At 55.4% G+C, this 18,128-nt stretch carries 16 protein-coding genes; 11 read left to right on the top strand and 5 right to left on the bottom strand.

The annotated features are described in order from the left end of the window. Window positions 1-105 precede the first annotated feature (105 nt). Complete coding sequence (locus tag O2597_RS08100) at window positions 106-555, bottom strand: response regulator (RefSeq protein WP_269523856.1); 450 nt, start codon at window positions 553-555, stop codon at window positions 106-108. A gap of 186 nt (window positions 556-741) precedes the next feature. Between O2597_RS08100 and O2597_RS08095 the strand changes: the two genes are divergently transcribed. Genes O2597_RS08095 through O2597_RS08085 form a run of 3 tightly spaced genes read left to right on the top strand, consistent with a single transcriptional unit; the run spans window position 742 to window position 5,070 of the window. Beyond that, a complete protein-coding gene (locus O2597_RS08095) occupies window positions 742-1,710 on the top strand; it encodes an AAA family ATPase (protein ID WP_269523855.1) in 969 nt (322 codons plus the stop codon). 11 nt (window positions 1,711-1,721) lie between these two features. Then, complete coding sequence (locus tag O2597_RS08090; protein ID WP_269523854.1) at window positions 1,722-2,873, top strand: DUF58 domain-containing protein; 1,152 nt, start codon at window positions 1,722-1,724, stop codon at window positions 2,871-2,873. After that, entirely contained in the window at window positions 2,845-5,070 is a 2,226-nt protein-coding gene (locus tag O2597_RS08085) for a transglutaminase TgpA family protein (protein WP_269523853.1), read from the top strand. The genes O2597_RS08090 and O2597_RS08085 overlap by 29 nt, the downstream gene beginning before the upstream one ends. On the opposite strand, the gene tsaE is transcribed toward O2597_RS08085, so the two are convergent. Next, window positions 5,067-5,537 carry a tRNA (adenosine(37)-N6)-threonylcarbamoyltransferase complex ATPase subunit type 1 TsaE gene (tsaE, locus tag O2597_RS08080; protein ID WP_269523852.1) on the bottom strand — a complete coding sequence of 157 codons (471 nt, stop codon included), beginning with the start codon at window positions 5,535-5,537 and terminating at the stop codon, window positions 5,067-5,069. The genes O2597_RS08085 and tsaE overlap by 4 nt on opposite strands. After that, entirely contained in the window at window positions 5,538-6,524 is a 987-nt protein-coding gene (thiL, locus tag O2597_RS08075) for a thiamine-phosphate kinase (RefSeq protein WP_269523851.1), read from the bottom strand. A gap of 102 nt (window positions 6,525-6,626) precedes the next feature. On the opposite strand from thiL, the gene O2597_RS08070 reads away from it, so the two are divergent. The 4 genes from O2597_RS08070 to O2597_RS08055 are packed head-to-tail and all read left to right on the top strand — an operon-like array spanning window position 6,627 to window position 10,829. Then, complete coding sequence (locus O2597_RS08070; protein ID WP_269523850.1) at window positions 6,627-7,190, top strand: type IV pilus modification PilV family protein; 564 nt, start codon at window positions 6,627-6,629, stop codon at window positions 7,188-7,190. Beyond that, window positions 7,174-7,833 carry a PilW family protein gene (locus tag O2597_RS08065; RefSeq protein ID WP_425603752.1) on the top strand — a complete coding sequence of 220 codons (660 nt, stop codon included), beginning with the start codon at window positions 7,174-7,176 and terminating at the stop codon, window positions 7,831-7,833. The genes O2597_RS08070 and O2597_RS08065 overlap by 17 nt, the downstream gene beginning before the upstream one ends. Window positions 7,834-7,870: 37 nt before the next feature. Continuing rightward, complete coding sequence (locus O2597_RS08060) at window positions 7,871-10,177, top strand: hypothetical protein (RefSeq protein ID WP_269523848.1); 2,307 nt, start codon at window positions 7,871-7,873, stop codon at window positions 10,175-10,177. 19 nt (window positions 10,178-10,196) lie between these two features. Beyond that, window positions 10,197-10,829 carry a hypothetical protein gene (locus tag O2597_RS08055; protein ID WP_269523847.1) on the top strand — a complete coding sequence of 211 codons (633 nt, stop codon included), beginning with the start codon at window positions 10,197-10,199 and terminating at the stop codon, window positions 10,827-10,829. Here O2597_RS08055 and O2597_RS08050 read toward each other — a convergent pair. Then, window positions 10,826-11,617, bottom strand: coding sequence for an exodeoxyribonuclease III (locus tag O2597_RS08050; RefSeq protein WP_269523846.1), 792 nt, complete (start codon window positions 11,615-11,617; stop codon window positions 10,826-10,828). The genes O2597_RS08055 and O2597_RS08050 overlap by 4 nt on opposite strands. A 176-nt stretch (window positions 11,618-11,793) precedes the next feature. On the opposite strand from O2597_RS08050, the gene O2597_RS08045 reads away from it, so the two are divergent. The 3 genes from O2597_RS08045 to O2597_RS08035 are packed head-to-tail and all read left to right on the top strand — an operon-like array spanning window position 11,794 to window position 14,347. Next, window positions 11,794-12,231 (top strand): type IV pilus modification PilV family protein, encoded by a 438-nt coding sequence (locus O2597_RS08045; protein ID WP_269523845.1) that lies wholly within the window; start codon window positions 11,794-11,796, stop codon window positions 12,229-12,231. After that, on the top strand, window positions 12,215-12,784 hold the full coding sequence (locus O2597_RS08040) for a pilus assembly FimT family protein (protein WP_269523844.1): 570 nt from the start codon (window positions 12,215-12,217) through the stop codon (window positions 12,782-12,784). The genes O2597_RS08045 and O2597_RS08040 overlap by 17 nt, the downstream gene beginning before the upstream one ends. Before the next feature lie 30 nt (window positions 12,785-12,814). After that, on the top strand, window positions 12,815-14,347 hold the full coding sequence (locus O2597_RS08035; RefSeq protein WP_269523843.1) for a DUF7305 domain-containing protein: 1,533 nt from the start codon (window positions 12,815-12,817) through the stop codon (window positions 14,345-14,347). 125 nt (window positions 14,348-14,472) lie between these two features. On the opposite strand, the gene mnmA is transcribed toward O2597_RS08035, so the two are convergent. After that, on the bottom strand, window positions 14,473-15,543 hold the full coding sequence (mnmA, locus tag O2597_RS08030) for a tRNA 2-thiouridine(34) synthase MnmA (RefSeq protein WP_269523842.1): 1,071 nt from the start codon (window positions 15,541-15,543) through the stop codon (window positions 14,473-14,475). Between the two features lie 138 nt (window positions 15,544-15,681). On the opposite strand from mnmA, the gene O2597_RS08025 reads away from it, so the two are divergent. After that, window positions 15,682-18,120 (top strand): alpha-amylase family glycosyl hydrolase, encoded by a 2,439-nt coding sequence (locus tag O2597_RS08025; RefSeq protein ID WP_269523841.1) that lies wholly within the window; start codon window positions 15,682-15,684, stop codon window positions 18,118-18,120. Window positions 18,121-18,128 lie beyond the last annotated feature (8 nt).

Here is an 18,128-nt window from a genome sequence, read left to right as displayed (position 1 = left end):
CTGCGGCTTCCGGTGAAAGCGGTCGTCCGGCCATCGGTGAGAACAACCTGACCCGTCCCGAATGAGATGGCACGATGCGCGGTTGCTAGACAGGCTAAATCGGGCTTAAAAAGGCGGGCGCGAACGGCCAACGCCTTCCTCTTTGAGTCGGACGACCTCGTCGTAGATTTCCGGACTGAAAAACTGTTCGTCCTTGTCTACGGCGCGAATGGCCTTTTCGAGTTCCTCGAGGCCGGATATCTTATTGATGAATCCGTCGGCGTTGCCGCGTACCGCTATCTTTACGGTGGTGGCGGAGGTTTTTCCGGTAAAGACGAGGATCTTAATCTTGGGGAATTTACGCTTGAGCAGGTGAAGGATCTCAAGTCCGTTGACTTCCGGCAGCTGGATATCGACGATCACGAGGTCGGGCGCCAATTCCAGGCATTGCTCGACTCCTTCGCCCCCGTCGCCTGACATTCCTAGGACTTCAAGTTCGGGGAAGGTAGTCGCGAAAAACGTCGATAAGAGATTCCGCATGATCTCTTCGTCCTCGATAATGTAAACGGTCTTCATTCGCTCGTGGCACTAGGTCTTGGTAGGTACGTATAGTTATGTTTGGTGTGCCGGCACTGTCGAGGGTTTTTCCTCGGAAAGCGCGTTTTTACGGCGGGATGTGAAAGCGCGGTTAAAGCCTTCGGATGGAAATCAAAAAAGACGCTTCCTGTTGCCAAGCCATGATTTAGGAGCCATGCTTTCATTATGAAACCGAGTTCCGTCATTCCCGCTCCCCGAGCGTTTCAAACAGTGGAGCGTCTGCGAGTGAATATCGAAAAAACGATTCGGGGCAAAACCGAAGTGGTGGACAAGATTATCGTAGCCCTGCTGGCTGGAGGGCATGTGTTGATCGAGGACTTGCCGGGCTTGGGGAAAACGACGCTGGCCTATTGCCTGGCGCGCTCCATTGACTGCAGTTTCTCCCGTATCCAGTTCACCAGCGACATGCTGCCTTCAGATATCATCGGGGTTTCCATATATGACGAGAAGGAGCGTGAATTTGTTTTCAAGCGGGGGCCGATCTTCGCGAACATCGTGTTGGCGGACGAAATCAACCGGACGACTCCGAAGACACAATCGAGCCTGCTTGAGGTGATGGGGCGTGCCAAGATTTCGGTGGACGGCCAAACCTACACCGTCCCCCCGCCCTTCATGGTGATCGCGACCCAGAATCCGGTCGATTATGAGGGGACCTTCCCCCTGCCGGAGAGCCAGATGGACCGTTTTCTCATGCGCATGGAAATGGGGTATCCCGAACTCAAGTACGAGTTGGAGATTCTCCAGTCGGCGGACTTGCACTACGACCATTTGGACGCGGATCCCGTGGTGACGCGGCAAGAGGTGGTGGAGCTGCAGGGCTATGCGCGGGAGGTCTACCTGGAAGATACGGTGGCCGATTATATTGTGCGGCTGGCTCGGGCGACCCGGGAGGAAGCCAGTTTCCGTTCGGGCGTGAGTCCGCGGGGGACCTTGGCGCTGAAAGTGGCCGCCCAGGCACGGGCGCTGGCGCATGGGCGTGCCTTTATCTTGCCTGAGGACGTGGCCGACATGGTGTTGCCTGTATTCTCGCACCGTCTGTTGCCCCGCAAGACCCTGGCGGACCCGATGGAGGAACGCCGCTCGGTTGAGGGCATTCTGATTCGGTTGATGGAAACCGTGCCCCAGCCAAGTTAAGCCCGGAGGGGATGAGCCAGATGCACACAGAGCTGAGTCGCTGGCACGACTGGACGGACCCGGATTTTTTCAATCCGGATCCTGATGCGGAAAAGCGGGTGGTACCCTTGTTCCTGCGCCAGATGATGCCGACACGGGTACGGCGCACACGGTTGACGCTTGCGGGCTGGTTTCTGATCCTGGTGGCGCTCGGCATCGGAACGGCTGCTTACAACACTGCCAGCAATATTCTCTTTATGACTTTGTCGCTCCTGTTGAGCAGCCTGGTCCTGAGCGGTATCCTTTCACATATCAATTTCCGGAAGTTGACATGGAGTCTGCGTCCTCCCGAGCACCTGCGGGCCGGTGAAGTGGCCATGGCCGAACTTCAGGTAAAGAATGCGAAAGTGGTCTTTCCCAGTTTTTGCCTGCGTTTCGAGCTTTATGCCGGTTTGTGCTCCGAGCCGGACTGGCTGAGCCTTCCGCATGAGTTGTCGCCCGGACAATCGACGAAGCTGGACTGGACGTTCACCCCGCTTTCCCGGGGCCATTGTCAGGTGCGCGTGACAGGGGTGGAATCCGAATTCCCCTTTGGTTTCCTAAGCAAGACCCTGGCTGGCCGCTTGGAGGAACGCTTACTGGTGTGGCCGGCACGTTTGGAGTACAGTTTCGATCCGAAGGGGGCCGGTTGGCGGCAGCGTGCCGAAAGCTCCCGCAAGCGTGCGGGACATGGAAGTGATTTGCTGCATATCCGCGAATATGTCCGAGGTGATGCACCCCGCAGTATCCATTGGAAAGCGACGGCGCGGGCCGGAAAGCTGATGGTGCGGCAGTTCGCCCGCGAGGGGATCAACGGCTTCCATTTGTATCTGGATCCCAGCCCCGAGGCCTGGACACCCGAGGGGTTTGAGGCGCTTTGCTGCCTCGCTGGTTCTTTGGCTGAAGACCTGTTCCAGTCCGGGCGTTTGGAGTCGGTGCAGGTCGCCGGGCATGCGCAATTGGCGATCAAGAGCAACCGCCAGTTATACGAGTTTTTCGACCTTCTGGCGGAACTGGAACTGCATGAGTATCGTGGGGCAGTGCCTTCGGCGGCCACGGGGTCCTTGGTGCAGTTTCGACCATCAGGAAGCAAAGGGGTGGCAATCTATATAGAAGATGAGAGAGTCGGTCAGACTGACGATTGAAGAACTACTTGAATTCAAGTGGTTGTTGGGGGGCATGCTCTGCTTGCTGTCCCTCTGGTCCCTGCTGTCCCTGAATGACGGAAACGGCCTCTTTGTCGGGTTGGGGATGCTGGGTTGCCTGCTTCTCGTCCTCCGGCCCAGCTTGCTGCATCGCTTCGCTTTTGTGAGTTCCAAATGGATCGCGCCGGTGCTCTTCGTCATGATCGCGATGGATTTCTTCCTGCACCTGCCCGAGTTTCTTCCGCCTTTGGTGAGAATGGTGGTACTCCTCGTATTTTACCGGATGGTGGCACCTCGCAAGAAGCGTGAAGACCTGCAACTTGTTCTGCTCTGCCTGTTCTGTCTTGTGATCGCGGGGGTGCTTTCTGTCTCGATGCTCTTTGCCTTGCAGATCCTGCTCTTCACTCCGGTCGCGATGGCGATCCTCTTCATCATCTGTGTCTTGGATCGGGGCGAGCGGAAGGGGGAGGGGCAGCCAGTCTGGGCGAACTTTAACTGGCGACGCCTGCTTGGTCGTGTGTACCAAGTCCTTGAACTGAAAGTGCTGTTTCTTGGGACGGTGATGTTCTTCTTCGTAGTGGGGGTCTCTTCGGTTCTCTTCGTGCTGACTCCCCGGGTCAATCTCGACAAAGCGATTCCCTTCCTGCAAATCAGCGGGCAAGCCCGTTCCGGATTTAGTGAAGATGTCCGGCTCGGTGATGTGGGGGAGATTATCAATGACGACAGCGAGGCCTTGCGGGTGGATGTGCCTTCCCAAGACTCGATCGAGTCGATGCCGTACTGGCGGATGATCGTGCTGGACCAGTACAATCAGGGCTTTTTCCGGATGTCGATGGACCTAATGACAGATGATTTCCTGGAACCCGGTGAGTCCCGGGAAGTCTTCGGGCAGAGCCCGGTGCCCTTTGAGGCCCGCAATGAGGTGTGGACCTTCTACCTAGAGGGTGGGGTGAGCAAATATTTGCCGTTGCCGGGGCAATACCGGCTGCTGCGATTCCCTCAGGCACAGGAATATGCCCGTATCAAGGAGCTGAACTTGATTCATACTACCCAGGTGAAAAACAAGGTGTTGGCCTATCAGGTGCAGGGGATGGCCTGGTCCCGGCGGTTTCCGGTCAGCGATGCGGAAGCGAGAGCCCTTGGCGAGCCGGTCGAGCCGTACGAAGCTCCATTTGTCAGTTATCCCAGCAGTACCCGTGTCTTGTATCTGAGTCCGGAGGAGCGTGCGATTTTGGACCGTATCAACCAGGAGGCGCTTTCGACGGAAGGCGGCGATCCGGAAGGCGGCGAACTGGATGCCTCCGGCTATAGCCGTTTGGTCAACGAGTACCTCTGGAAGCATTACCGCTATGCACTGAAGCCGGAAGAGCCGAGAACGGATGGGGATCCCATTGTCGCCTGGCTCGATCAAAGTTCGCGGGGGCACTGTGAATATTTTGCAGGCTCCTTTGTCCTTTTGGCCCGGGCTGCGGGGTATCCGGCGCGGATGGTGGTTGGTTTTGCCGGGGGAAGCTGGAATTCGGTCGAGGAATACTTCGTGGTCCGTAACCGTAATGCCCATGCCTGGGCCGAGATCTATGATGCGGGCAGCCGGGAGTGGTTGCGGGTGGATCCCACCCCGGGGAATGGCCCGAGTAATCCGGATCTCGAGATGCCCGGATCGCTCGGCTACGATGTCGGATTGGCTGCGTGGATGGATAGCCTGCGAATGCAATGGTACCGGCGTATTGTGAATTTCGACCAGCAGGACCAGATCCAGATCGCGGATTCGGTCCTGAAGGTCTTCAAGCTTGCAATCGCCAATATGAAGGAATGGCTCCGGGACAGGTGGACGGGCCTATTGGCATGGTTGCAGTCGCCTTCCTGGGTGGATGGGATTCGCCTGAACTCCGTCTTGTTGCTGGTGCTGGTTTTCGGCTACCTGAGCTGGCGATTACGTCTGCTTGCCATGCGGGGCGTGCTTCGTTTGCGGCGGCGATCCGATCGGTTTGATCCCGTGAGGCGCCAAGCTGGGAAATACCTCGTACGTGTACGGCGCAAACTGGATCAAGGAGCGAGGCTTGATGTGGCGCATGGTCTGGAGCAAGTTTGCCATGAACTTGAAGGCCTTCGTTTCGGTCCTCCGGTTCCGGTTCGCGCCGCGCAAGAAATCTTCAAGCGGACACGGCAGGTTTTGCGGGGCAGACACTTGGCCTAATTGATCGAGTTGGTCCCGTCGTCGAGACGAATTCGGTGGCAGTTTGCCTTCAGGTCCAGTTCCAGGTAAAGATGCCAGGCTTGGTCGGGGATACTGTCAGTGATCCGTTCCGGCCATTCGACCGCGAGGCACCATGGGGATTGCAGGAAGTCTTCGATCATCAGGCTGTCGAGATCACTCCCATCGTGTAGGCGGTAGGCATCCAGATGAACGAGCTGACGGCTTCCCTGATACACGGTGTAGAGGTTGAAGGTCGGGCTGGTCACGGCCTCGCTGATGCCCCATCCGCGCGCGAGGCCTTTGATGAAGGTCGTCTTGCCGGCGCCGAGGTCGCCATGGAACGCAAGTACGTGATCCTCGGGGATGTGGGGTGCCAGCGCCCGTGCCGCCGCATCGGTTTCTGCGGCGGAACGGGTGGCGAGGCCAGCGCGTAAGCGTGTACGTATATCCTGTTGCTCGGATGTCATTTACCTGAGATGCTCAAATCCCCGACTCCATGGCAAGTCCTCATTGCTGGCCGCATCAACGAAGGGCCGTTCCGGCGAGCCGCAGACAAAAGAACCGATCCGGGTGATCTTTAGTTGGGGGAATGTCGCCTTCCAGTCTGCTTCGAAGGAGGTGGTGTCGGTTTTTCCATCCAGACAAAAGAGAAGCTCGTAATCTTCCCCGTCGCAGAAGGCGTGCTCCTCGGGGTCGAGACCGGTTGTCTGTGCCAGGGTCCGGGCATCATCGGAAAGTGGGAAGCGGGACGGGTGTAAGGCTGCCGCACAGTCTGGCGGAATGAGGGCGCGCAAGTCTTTGGCCAGACCGTCGGTGAGGTCCATCATAGCCGTGCTCTCGGGACGACCGGCAATCCAGCGGCCGGCTTCGAGTCGTGGCTCGAACTTGTAATGCTTGCCTAGGATGCTGCCTCCCAATTGCCCGGTCACGTAAATCGAGTCCCCGTTACGGGCGGTGTGGCGCAGGCGGGGTGTTTCGGTTCGGCCGGTCAGGCTCAGGACCGCGGAGAAATTACCCGGTCTCAGGCTGCTGATATCCCCGCCGACGAGCGGAACCGCGTACTGCTCGCAAACGCGGCGTATGCCCCGAAAGAATGATTCCAGCCATTCGAGGGAAATGTCGGGGCCGCAGAGCAGGGCGAGCACCGCCGGGCCAGGGATGCCGCCCATTGCCGCTATGTCGCTTAGGTTGCGTTTGATCAATTTGGCACCGGCGTCTTCTGGGCTTACTTGGTCGTCAAAATGTTGGCCGTAACTGACTGCATCCGTCGTCAGGATTTGCTGTCCCTGGCCGGTCTGGCGGATGACGGCGCAGTCGTCTCCCATGCCTTCAGGAGAAGGTGGACTGACGGGGCCCAACCAATCACTGATTCGGCGGATCAGCTCGACTTCGCCCAAGTGGGCCAGGGAATGCTCCGGAACATTGGTGGTGAGTGTGGAGGAGGTTGATTTCACGTTTTATTGAGAATTCCAGCGATCAGGAAATAGGGGGTTTATGACTATATCTACGGAACTAACCGTATTTATTACTTATTTATAATCTGTTATTGTGAAGGGATGTGTGTGTCTGTCCTTAAAAAACAAGGTCAACTTGGATTCACTTTGGTGGAAGTCATGGTGAGTATTGCTGTCTTTGCGCTCGTGGCAGGTGGCATCGCCACGACGACGATGATGACCAGTCGGATCGCCTACGAAAACATTTACGAGAACACAGCCTACATGGTGGTGCAAGCTTACGCGGAGCAGATCAAAAGTATCAGTTTTGCCCGGATCGAGGCGGCCTTGGAGAATCCGGGCCTGTACGACATCCCTACGGAAACGCTGCATCTGGGCGAAGATATAAGCGGGGAAGACCTAAAGAAAGCGGACCCCCTTATCTTCGGGGTTCCCTTGGAAAAGGAAATCGTGGTCGATCTTGACCGAGATGCCGGCGGCGGGGAGAACGCCCGGACCATGCGCTTGTGGATACTGCCTACGGGGCGTGATCTAGGAGTAGATACCAGCTGCTGGGACTCAATCGAGGTGACGTTGGACTTTGAATGGGAAGTCGTGGCCGGTGGTATGAAACATATTAACGAAGGGGCGATCCGCCTTGTGAAGACAAATGTATCGGAATATTAGAACACACCGCTCCTTGCAGAGGAAAACGGGTATGACGCTGGTTGAGGTCATGGTCGCCACTTCAGTGGCCGGCATGTTGACTGCCGGCGTCTTCGCTTTCTTCCTGACCAACTATAAGATCGGGTTTGTGAATCAGGAGCGCAACCGGATCAATGCGGACCTACGCAGTTTGACTGGACAGTTGATCCGAGACGGACGACAGGCCAACTATTTCACACTTTATCTCTCGACTGCCTTGGATGACCATGACGCACCTGGAGATCGGCTCAGTGACAGCCAATCGGGAGATTTGCTGGTCTTTGTCGATTCGGAGGCTGCGGATTCGACTTTGGCGAGTTCGGAAATCAGCCGCATCGTATGCTACTTTCGTGACTCGGGTGGTGATGACGAGTTGGTCCCGGTGCGCCGATATGAACGGACTTTTTCCCCTGCCACGAATGAGGATCTTGAAAGTCTGATTCCTGATGATGCGGTATTGAGTGGGGCCGAGGAAGTCATCGAATTTTCCAAAGGCTTGGCCGATGGGCACCTTTTTTATAACTTCTGGGGCCGTAGTGTGATGGTCAACGGTCAGATCTATCATGGGAATGCAGCCAAGCGTGTAACCGAAACCTATAATTTTACAATTTCACCCCGTGGCTAGAAATCAACCAATTCAAACTCCGGAATTTCATACTGGCATGAAGCTAGCACAACGTCGTGGTTCGACGCTGGTTCTGGTCGTCATTTTCACATCAGTTCTGAGTGTCGTCGCTGCAAGCCTTTTGAGCTACGGCATGTCCGAGCGGCGCATGAATAAATCGAACATCTTGTTCACTGAGGCGCGCAACGCTTCGGAGTCGATGGTGGAGTACGGTTTTTCCGAGTTGAAAATGCGCTGGTTGCGCCAGACTTCCTTCTCGATGAATGAGTTGAGGGCGAATCCGCTGATTATTCCCTACACCGCGGAAGCATTTCTGGGCACTGGCCGCGTTGATTGTGAGGCGCTCGAATTAGTGGGAGGCATGGTGCCTCCCGGCGCATGGGCTTATATCGACCCATCCGACCCGGCCAATACCAATGATCCCCAAAAGGGTAAGTTGGTTTTCAGCAGGGATGTGCAAGTGTATGCTAAATCATTAGTCACAGATCCCGTATTAGGGGAGAGGGTGGCCTACTGTAGCCAGACCCTGTCGGTACGTGATGCACCACTTTTTTCGCATGCGATTTTCTACAACATGGATCTCGAGTTTCACCCCGGGCCGCAGATGGAAATCCAGGGACCCGTGCATGCGAATGGGGACATCTACCTGCAGGCGTCGGACAGCTTGCTCTTCTATTCGACAATAATGTCAGCCGGAGACATCTTTTACGGGCCAAAAACGTCCACAGTCGGGTATCAAGGTGGAACGGTTTCAGTCCTGAATTCAGACGGCGACTGGGTCTCCTTCTACAGTGGGAGCGGGGGGAAGACCAACCCTTCGAGTTATTATGACAGCAATATGGGCGAAGATTGGCGGGCCTTTTCTACGGATCGCTGGGATGGGAATGTGGGCTCGGAAGCACATGGTGTCCCATCGCTGAATCCGATCGGAATCGATAGCTACATTCCGGATGATCCCGAGACCGCGGCCGATGAAAAATACAATCCCGGGTATGCTCTGATCGAGCCGGTCGTGGCTGAGGATCACGCCAACTACAAGGGAGATGCCGTGCGTGAACAACAATTTGCCTATAAGGCCGGCATGATTCTGAAGGTCACGAACCAGGGCTCGGGGTACGCTGTGAACGCTTACAAGTACAAGCGTAGCAGCTCGACGGACCCCACGAGTGCACCAATTCTAGTCGACGGAGAGCCGGAACTGGAGGAAATCGATCTGACTGCTGTGGAAAGCGGCATTGGCAGTCCTTTGGTACAGATCACGGAATATAGTGAAGACGATTACGGCAATCCGGTGGGCGGCTTTTACGATCGACGGCAGCAACAGGCTTTGGATGTCATTGAAGTCGATATTGCGGTCCTGTCCGAAGCCGTTGCATCGAGTAGCCAGGGAACGGATGTCTTCGGAGGAACCTATGACTTGGATGTTTCATCGGCGGTGGATTGGAACGGGATCGTATACGTGGAACTCCCTTACGATGACAGTACGACTTCGCGGGCGGACAAGGTCATGCCGGCAGTACAGAACATGGCGGTCCGACTGGTTAATGGAAGTGAAGTCCCGACTGCATCTTTTGCCGGAAGCAGCGGGTACGACACCGGGTTTACACTGGCAACGAACGGGCAACTTTATGTGCAGGGGCATTTCAACTCCGATGGAGATGCGTCAACCGGTAGTTCGACAGCCACCGATGACGGCTTGACCTATGGGAGCGATGAGCAACCGGTGGCATTGTTTGCAGATTCGATTACAATACTTTCATCGAATTTCGATGACAGTAAGAGTAAACAGTCGCCGAGTGCTCGGAAGGCGAGCTATAATGAAGTCTCTGCTGCGTTGGTGACCGGATTGCTTCCCAGTATCCCCGGTACGTCCGTTCAGAGTGGCGGTGCTCATAACTTGCCGCGTTTTCTGGAGGATTGGAGCGGGGTCGAGTTTCGCTATCGCGGTTCACTGGTAGCCCTTTATGAGAGCGAGGCGGGAACCAGCCCCATGACGAGCGGGTATGGGGCTTGGTATTCACCTCCTAAGCGGAACTGGGGCTACAGCGAGCTGTTCGGCGCCGGGATGTATCCGCCCGGGACGCCGAATACCAGGGATTTCAGGCGTCGTGATTTCAGGTTCTTGAATGAGGCCGAATACGCTGCCGAACTTGCCTCTCTAGATGGTTTTGACGGATCTAGCGAAGCACTGGGCCATGGGGAATCGACTTGTGGATCTGGAGAAGACGAAGATGGCAAGAATAACAATGGTCACGGTAATAACGAGGATGGTGTGGACAGCTCAAATCCCGGAAATAGCAAAACGGGTGAAGATTCCGATCCGGACGTGGATGATGAGATTTAGAATGGTCAGAATTAGAGCGATGGCTCGGTGGAGCCTGGGTCTTTGCACGCTTTGTCTCTTCCTTGGCGAGCTATCGGCTGGCCTTCCTCCGGGCCGACCTCTTGAGGCATGTCCGAAGTTCTCGGTTCAGGATGTTCGCGCGAATTCAGATGGTTTGGATAGTTACTGGCTCGAACTGAAGCTGGAGAGCTTGAAACTGCGCTGGTACCACAGCAGTGAGTGGAAAATCCAATCGGAGCATACGGAGCGTGTTTCGCTCCTGCTTGTCCACCGTAGTGATCCGAACTTACGGCTCACATTGTCATACTATCCATCCGGAAGCTGGTTGGTCGATTTCAGTGAGGCCTCGATTGCTGCATATCTTCAGAGCCTTCGGGACCGGCATGACGAATCAGAGGTTGTTGTTCAGAATGACGGTAGCTTCCGTCCGGCAATTGGCAGCCCGCCTTTTCTCACAGGCAACTACCGGCAATTCATTTATGTGGTGAAGCCCGTGAATCCGGCAGGCCGAAGCATCGGAGCGTGTGATGCGCTGACTTTCACGAAGGACGGCGGTTTGCTTGTATTCCACCAGAGTGGCCCGGCGGATCGTTTGCCCTATCTAGAGGCAGACCTAGGGGCAACTTTGGCCCAGTTTGTCGAAATGGACTAGAGCGCCTTGAGTTCCAGTCCCACCGGACAATGATCGGAACCCATGACCGAGTCCAGAATGGTCGCATCCTCAATTTTGTCGGCCAGACTTTGCGAGAGACAGAAGTAGTCGATTCTCCATCCCACGTTGCGGGCACGAGCTGCGGCCCGGTAGGACCACCAACTGTAGCGGTCTTTCAGGTCCGGGTAGAGGTGGCGGAAGCTGTCGACAAAGCCGGCTGCCATGATCTGATCGAATCCGGCCCGTTCCTCGTCGGTAAATCCTGCATTTTTGCGGTTGGTCTTTGGATTGGCCAGATCGATTTCCCTGTGGGCCACGTTCAGGTCGCCGCAGAAGATCACCGGTTTTTCGGACTCGAGCGACTTTACATGGTCGAGGAAGGCGACGTCCCACTCTAGTGTCCGGTAGTCCAAGCGTCGCGGACGGCCATTTTCATCGTGGTTCTGTGCATTGGGGGTGTAGACCGTGACGAGGTAGTAGGCTCCGAAGTCCGCCGTGATGACGCGGCCCTCGCCATCATGCTCCGCAGCTCCGATGCCGTATGAGACGGACCGTGGTTGGGTGCGGCTGATGAGCGCGGTGCCCGAGTATCCTTTTTTTTCGGCGCAGTTCCAGTAAACATGCGGGTAGCCGGCAAATGCAAAATCATCGCACAGGTCGGAGGAAATTTTGGTTTCCTGCAGGCAAATCAGGTCGGGTTGGCTTTCGCTGAGAAATGCATCAAAGCCTTTCTTCAGGACCGCGCGGAGGCCGTTCACATTCCAGGAGAGTAGTTTTCTAGGTGTCATTTGGATGAAATTAGGGCGTAAGGCCCAATTTGCCGGTAAAAAGCCTGTAGGCTTGTTGAATTCCGTGCTCCATCAAGTTCTAAAATTTTATTAAAGCTTCGATCCGGAGAGGCTCCGTTCTTGATCGCTGTCCTATAGGGTTGCCTTTTGCACTGAGACTGGAGATGGTTTGTGTCATGTTACCACGACTTCAAGCCAAGGCGAAGGATGGTTTTACGCTCCTGGAGCTGCTCATCGCGTTGTTCATATTTGCCCTCGTTATGATTAGCGGCTTTGGCTGTCTCCGGATGGGCATGAATCAAGTGGACAATGCCCGTCATGAAACCCGCGCGTCGCAGATCATGCAGAGTGAGATTGAGCGTCTGCGCTCCCTTGCATGGGCCAACCTGATTAGCATGCCTTCAACGGAAGAGACCGTCGACCTCTCCACTCATTTCTCGGAGCTGAGCAATACGGCCTATACCAACTACACACTCAAGCGATTGGTGTCCGGTAGCGGAAACAGCCGCAAGATTACCCTCACCATTTCCTGGACGGATATCGCTGGCCGAGACCACAGTAAAATTTATGTCACTCAATACGCGAAAGGAGGCATTTATGACTACATCCAGTAAGTTTACCTTACCTGCCTTCAAAACGGTGCGAAAGCGTGGATATACCCTTGTGGAAATCATGGTGGCCGTGAGTCTTCTGGCCCTGTTCATGGGGTCCATGATCCCGTCTTTTACTTTTTTTACCAAGAGTATCAGCGGGTTGGGGAACTATTCGATCATGAGTCAGGAGAGCCGTAGCGCGCTGGAGCGATATGCCCGGGACCTCCATACGGCCGAGAGTCTCACGACCGCGACCAGCAACCAGGTTACGATGGTGCTGCCAGACGAGTTCAACAATGACACGGTGACCTACCTTTATGATTCAGACAAGAAAACGGTCACCCGGACCCAGAGCAGCAGTTCCGGCGCGGATGTGTCGAAGGTCCTGTTTGAGGATGTGAGCTTTTTCAAGATGGTTTATTATAACCGCTTGGGCGTCGATATCTCGGACCATGCTTCGATCCTGACCGAAACCAAGAGTGTTCAGGTGAACGCGAAATTGCTCAAGAAGGTTATCGTGACCGAAACGACCGACTATATCATCTCGGCCCGTTTCCTCATGCGTAATATATAGACAGTCCCACATACCTAAGAAGGAGGTTCCATGCCCACGAAGACAGCCCACATACATGCCCGCCACAGTAATTCCGGGTCGGCCCTGATCACTGCAGTCATCTTTTCGTTCATCATCGGAATGCTTGCGGTCACCTTCCTTAAGTTGGCGACCCACGAGTATCGCGCGGCTGTTCGCTCGACCCTTTATTCCTCTTCTTTCAACCTGGCTGAGTCCGGGGTGGAATTAGGGGTGGAGGCCTTGGCTGACAATGAGCCCGATAGCTCGACTTGGTCAAAATCCGTCAGTAACTATTTGGTCGACCGTGGATTTGTCGGAGACGTCCGGCTGGTCATTTTTGACGCCTTGACTCTGGATCCTACAATCTACGCCGAAGGTACAATCAGCGGACACGACGCGGGGGCGGTGACGAAGCAAGTGAAAGCAAAGCTGAACGCCGGGTTTTATCCCTATGAAAAGGGTTTCTCCGCTCGGAACGGGATTGTCCTAACCGGCAACAATGTGATGCTGGACAGCTACAATTCGAATTACGGTGCCTATGGGGAGTCGACCAATCTGGATGCTCCGGACGGCTATGGTGTCGCCGGTTTGAACAAAAACGACATCGTCACGGTGGCCAGTGACACGGTGAACGCTGTGGATGAAGGTGGTGTTGACCAAGGGAACGCAGACGTTTATGGCTACGTGGCGGTGAGCCCGGATTCGGTTGTTTCGATCGGTCCGAATGGTATGGTGACGAGTTATGATTCCGAGACACATGACGAGTCACGTGTGAGCAGTGATTTCTATGCGGATTTTCCACCGATGTATGAGCCGGGCGGAAGTTATGACGATTCTTCTTACACCAGCATCAACTCGTCGGATTTGATTGTTGGCACGGTCGACAATGAAGAGACGGAAGCCGTGGAAACGACACAATATTCGATTTCCGAGATCAGCCTTTCAGGGGGCGGTGATACCTTGGTGATTAAGAACAATGTCACCATTATCATGACCGGCGACATTAGTGTTACCGGTCAGGGTGAGATTATTCTTGGCGGTTATTTCATGGATACAACCGTCAATGGGGAGACGGTTGAGGGGGGCGGAAGCTATGTGGGGCAGGATCCTGTCGAAGGGGCCAGTTATGTTTCGGGGCAACTGACGATCTATACTTCTGAGGATATCACAATCGGCGGTGGTGGCGTGACCAACTCCTCCGGTATCCCTTCGGATTTTGTCGTGTACGGAACCGCCGAGGAAACGGTCGCGAGTGACGGCACGATCAGTGCCTCACAGGATATTTCGATCACCGGCAACGGTGTTTTGGCTGCCACCGTCTATGCGCCGGCTGCGGATGTGGACATGAGTGGAGGGGGCAATAGTGGAAATGTGTTTGGCGCGGTGGTTGGCTTTACGGCCAAGATTTCGGGTAACAGTTCCTTTCACTTCGACGAAGCCTTGATGGGCACGGTCGTCACAAATGGGACCTATACGATCAAAACCTGGCTGGAAATGACCGGTACGACCGCATCCACCAAGCCTTTGGACCTCGATCCCTACTTCTCTGAAGCTGCTCTTTGATTTGGGGTCATTTGTGATTCTAATCGCGCATAAGGCGTTGTTGATTTATAGTAAAACTATAAATATCAACGTCTTATGGGGGGCTCTGGGTTGATGTTCCCAGTTGGGCGCTGTAGTTTGCCGGATCAGCGGTAGAAGCCGCCGCCCAGCAGTTTATCACCGTCGTAGAGTGCGAGGATCTGACCTGCTGCCAAGGCACGTTGTGGCTCCTCGAAGAGGATGCGGGCCCGTTTTTCGCCGGTCGGGATAAAGCGGGCCCTCTGCGACGGGTCCCGGTATCGTGGTTTGGCGAGGAGTTCGCGTTCCTCTGTGACGCCTTTGTTGACGTAGCTGAGACCGAAGACCTCGACTTCACTGGTATAGAGTCCCGGAGCCTCAGGGCTTTCAAAGGCGACGACCAGTTCGTTCCGGTCCATGTTGAATCCGACGACCACATAAAATTCATTGTCGGTGTTCGAGGGAACACCGATGCCCCTGCGCTGGCCCATTGTGTACCGATGCAGGCCCCGGTGTTGGCCCAGGATTTTGCCTTCCGGATTCACGATGTTGCCGGGTTTGTCCTCGATATAATATTCCAGAAAGCGGTTGATGTTCATGTCGCCGAGGAAGCAGATGCCTTGGCTGTCCTTTTTGGTCGCATTGGGAAGCTTAAACTTTTCGGCGAGTTCCCTGACTTTCGGCTTTTCCAGTTCGCCAACCGGGAATAGGGCCTGACGGATTTGTTCCTGTCGCACCAAGGCGAGGAAATAGGTCTGGTCCTTGTTTTTATCAAGGCCCTCGTAGAGGTCCTGGCTGCCGTCCGGGTTTTCCAGCTTGCGCACATAATGACCGGTTGCGATGCCGTCGAAGCCTTGTTTCAAGGCGTAGTTCCGGAAAATACCGAACTTCATCTCCCTGTTGCACATGATGTCCGGGTTCGGGGTGATGCCCTCTTTATAGCCTTCCACGAGGTAATGCACCACGTGCTCCCGGTACTCGTTCACCAAGTTGACAATTTCGTAGTCGATGCCCAGATGTGCGGCGACTGTCCGGGAATCCTCGATGTCCTGCTGGGCCGGGCAATCGGCCAGCGGCATCTCCTCGTTCATCCAAGTCCGGATATAGGCGCCGGATACGTCGTAACCCTGCTCTTTGAGCAGCACTGCGGCGACGGCGCTATCCACGCCACCCGATAAAGCGACCAGTATCTTCTTCACTGCGGCACAAAAGCGCTTCCCGGTGCTTGCGTCAATAGGGCACCGAAAACTCCTATCTTTCTGGAAGCTTGAGCATATTGCACCGATCGCATGGAAAGGGTATTGCTCTTGCTAGACATGCACCTATTGCTGAAACACATGCAGGCTGCTTCTCGGAAAATCGCCCACGCTTTTTGGGAATCGAAGGATTCCGGGATAATCATTCTTTCGAAGGACTGGCGCTCGACCACCAGTCTGCCGCCGCTGTTGTTGGGGCCGCGCGAGCTTCGATTCCGGCGCCTGGAGCGCCTGAGTCCGGAACGCAGTGGTCGCTATTGCCGCTATTTCCGGCGTAAGAACAGCTGGTATTTCACCATCCAGTCCCAGCGGTATCCGGAACTGCTGGACCGGAAGGTGAGGGTTTTTCTGGGGGGCGATTTCAATGGTTGGGGGGATGCGATTGGGCAGAGCCAGTGGGAGTTGCTTCCGGACACGGATGCTGCGGAAACGACTTATGAACTGCGGGTTCCACTGAAATTGTTGCCGCGCGCGAAGGTGTCGCAGTTCAAGTTCGTCACGGAAGACGGTGTCTGGTTGGATGCGCCTGAGAGTGCGCCGAACCGTGTGTACGCGCAAGACGGGGTCTGCAACTTTGTCTTCAATCCGGACCAGAGCGGGAAACATATCTTCCGTTTCGAGTCTCCGGCAGGATATGAGCCGGTGGGCAACGAGAAGATCATCTGGACGGATGGGTTGGTTGTCGAGGTGCACGAACTGCCGCATACGCAGTTCCTTACGATGGCTTCAAGCGGCTTGCCTATGGGCGCTGAGGTGCGTCGAGGGCGGACGACTTTCCGCTTGTTCGCACCGCGGGCCAAATCCGTCGCAGTTGGCTATGGGACGAAACCGGATGGGACGGACTTTAGCAAACACGCGCTCCAGTGCAGCGATGCGGTCTCCTGGGAGCTTGAGGTGGCGGAGGATCTCAGTGGCTCGTATTATTGGTTTTACGTGGATGGAGACAATTCCGAGGGTACCGCGCATTTCGACGGGAGTTTCCCCGTGCTGGATCCTTACGCAAAGGCCTGTCTCGGCCATCGTGGTCCGGGGATTGTCGTGTCGCCGGAGCGCCTGCAGAAATCACCGAGCCAATTTCAGGGCCCGGCTTGGCATGATATGGTCATCATGGAAGCCCATATCCGTGATTTGGCGTGTCACGCACCGATCGAATTGACGGCGCGCGAGCGCATGGGCTACGCCGGGGTCCGAAAATGGCTTAAGGCCGAGGCCTCTTATTTGAGGGAGATCGGCGTGAATACGATCGAGTTGCAGCCGATTCAGGAGTTCGATAACCGGGCGCCGGAGGATTATCATTGGGGCTACATGACGGTGAATTATTTTTCGCCGGAAAGCAGTTACGCCCAATCGCCGGAGTCCGCCTCGCAAGTGGAGGAGTTCAAAGCACTGGTCCGGGATTTTCACGATGAAGGCATGGCGCTCATTCTGGATGTCGTCTACAACCATGTCGGGGAGCCCAACCATCTGCTCTTCATCGACAAGTTCTATTATTTCCATACGGACGAAGCCAATGATTTGGTGAACTGGAGCGGCTGCGGGAATGACTTGCGCTGTGACACGCCGATGGCTCGTCGCCTGATCGTGGAAAGCCTCAAGCACTTGGTCGAGGTCTATGATGTGGACGGCTTCCGCTTTGATTTGGCCGAGTTGATCGGCATCGAGGTACTGCGGGAAATCGAAAAGGAACTGAAGGCGATCAAGCCCACACTTGTGCTGATTGCGGAACCCTGGAGCTTTCGGGGGCATATCCAGGACGAATTGCGCGAGACCGGTTTTGCTTCATGGAATGACGGATTCCGGGAATCGATGGCGAAGTATATTTGTGGTAATGGCAACCAGGAGGGAATCGCTTATTTTCTATCGGGGTCGCCCTCCACCAGCCGTTTTGTGGCCCAGTCGATCAATTATACGGAATCGCATGACGATTACTGCTGGCTCGACCGTATCACCGAGCGTCCCAAACATGACGGTTCCAATCCCACCGTGCTGGACCGGCGCAGGACCCATCTCATGGCAGCTGTACTCTTTGCGTCGTTGGGTGTGCCCATGATTTCGGCCGGACAGGACTTTCTTCGTTCCAAGCGCGGGATTCACAATACTTACCAACGAGGGGACCTCAACGCACTCGATTACAACCAGCGACTCATGTATGCGGGGACACACGCATACTTTAGCGCTTGGATCCGGTTCCGCCTGTCATCCGAAGGAGAGGCGCTGCGCTATAACGGGGGCCTTCGCGACGGTTACATGCAGTTCTACCATGTCGATGGCTCCAGTGCCGTGCTGGCTTCCTATAATCACGACCGGAGCCGGAATGTGCCTCGTTTGTTATTCGGAGTGAACCCGCATTTTGAATATGCGAGCATTGAATGCGAGATGGTCGGGGATCTGAAATTTGTGCAAATCGCCGATCATGAGCGGTTCGATCCGGCCGGACTTAAGGTGGCTTGTATTCCCCTCGGCGAAGGGCGGGTCCATCTGCCGCCCTTGAGTTGCGGACTTTGGATCGTGCAGGGCTAGCCGGAAGC

Origin of the sequence: Coraliomargarita parva (assembly GCF_027257905.1) — a bacterium.
Lineage (GTDB): Bacteria > Verrucomicrobiota > Verrucomicrobiia > Opitutales > Coraliomargaritaceae > Coraliomargarita_A > Coraliomargarita_A parva.
Note: the sequence above shows the minus strand (reverse complement) of the source record. Positions and strands in the feature narration are given on the sequence as shown.

Bases quoted from the DNA above. Each gene is read 5' to 3' on its own strand.
- O2597_RS08070 (WP_269523850.1), top strand. From the start codon at position 6,627: ATGTGTGTGTCTGTCCTTAAAAAACAAGGTCAACTTGGATTCACTTTG.
- O2597_RS08050 (WP_269523846.1), bottom strand. From the start codon at position 11,617: ATGACACCTAGAAAACTACTCTCCTGGAATGTGAACGGCCTCCGCGCG.
- tsaE (WP_269523852.1), bottom strand. From the start codon at position 5,537: ATGACATCCGAGCAACAGGATATACGTACACGCTTACGCGCTGGCCTC.
- O2597_RS08100 (WP_269523856.1), bottom strand. From the start codon at position 555: ATGAAGACCGTTTACATTATCGAGGACGAAGAGATCATGCGGAATCTC.
- O2597_RS08060 (WP_269523848.1), top strand. From the start codon at position 7,871: ATGAAGCTAGCACAACGTCGTGGTTCGACGCTGGTTCTGGTCGTCATT.
- O2597_RS08090 (WP_269523854.1), top strand. From the start codon at position 1,722: ATGAGCCAGATGCACACAGAGCTGAGTCGCTGGCACGACTGGACGGAC.
- O2597_RS08095 (WP_269523855.1), top strand. From the start codon at position 742: ATGAAACCGAGTTCCGTCATTCCCGCTCCCCGAGCGTTTCAAACAGTG.
- O2597_RS08085 (WP_269523853.1), top strand. From the start codon at position 2,845: ATGAGAGAGTCGGTCAGACTGACGATTGAAGAACTACTTGAATTCAAG.
- O2597_RS08055 (WP_269523847.1), top strand. From the start codon at position 10,197: ATGGCTCGGTGGAGCCTGGGTCTTTGCACGCTTTGTCTCTTCCTTGGC.
- O2597_RS08040 (WP_269523844.1), top strand. From the start codon at position 12,215: ATGACTACATCCAGTAAGTTTACCTTACCTGCCTTCAAAACGGTGCGA.
- O2597_RS08025 (WP_269523841.1), top strand. From the start codon at position 15,682: ATGCAGGCTGCTTCTCGGAAAATCGCCCACGCTTTTTGGGAATCGAAG.
- O2597_RS08065 (WP_425603752.1), top strand. From the start codon at position 7,174: ATGTATCGGAATATTAGAACACACCGCTCCTTGCAGAGGAAAACGGGT.
- O2597_RS08035 (WP_269523843.1), top strand. From the start codon at position 12,815: ATGCCCACGAAGACAGCCCACATACATGCCCGCCACAGTAATTCCGGG.
- O2597_RS08045 (WP_269523845.1), top strand. From the start codon at position 11,794: ATGTTACCACGACTTCAAGCCAAGGCGAAGGATGGTTTTACGCTCCTG.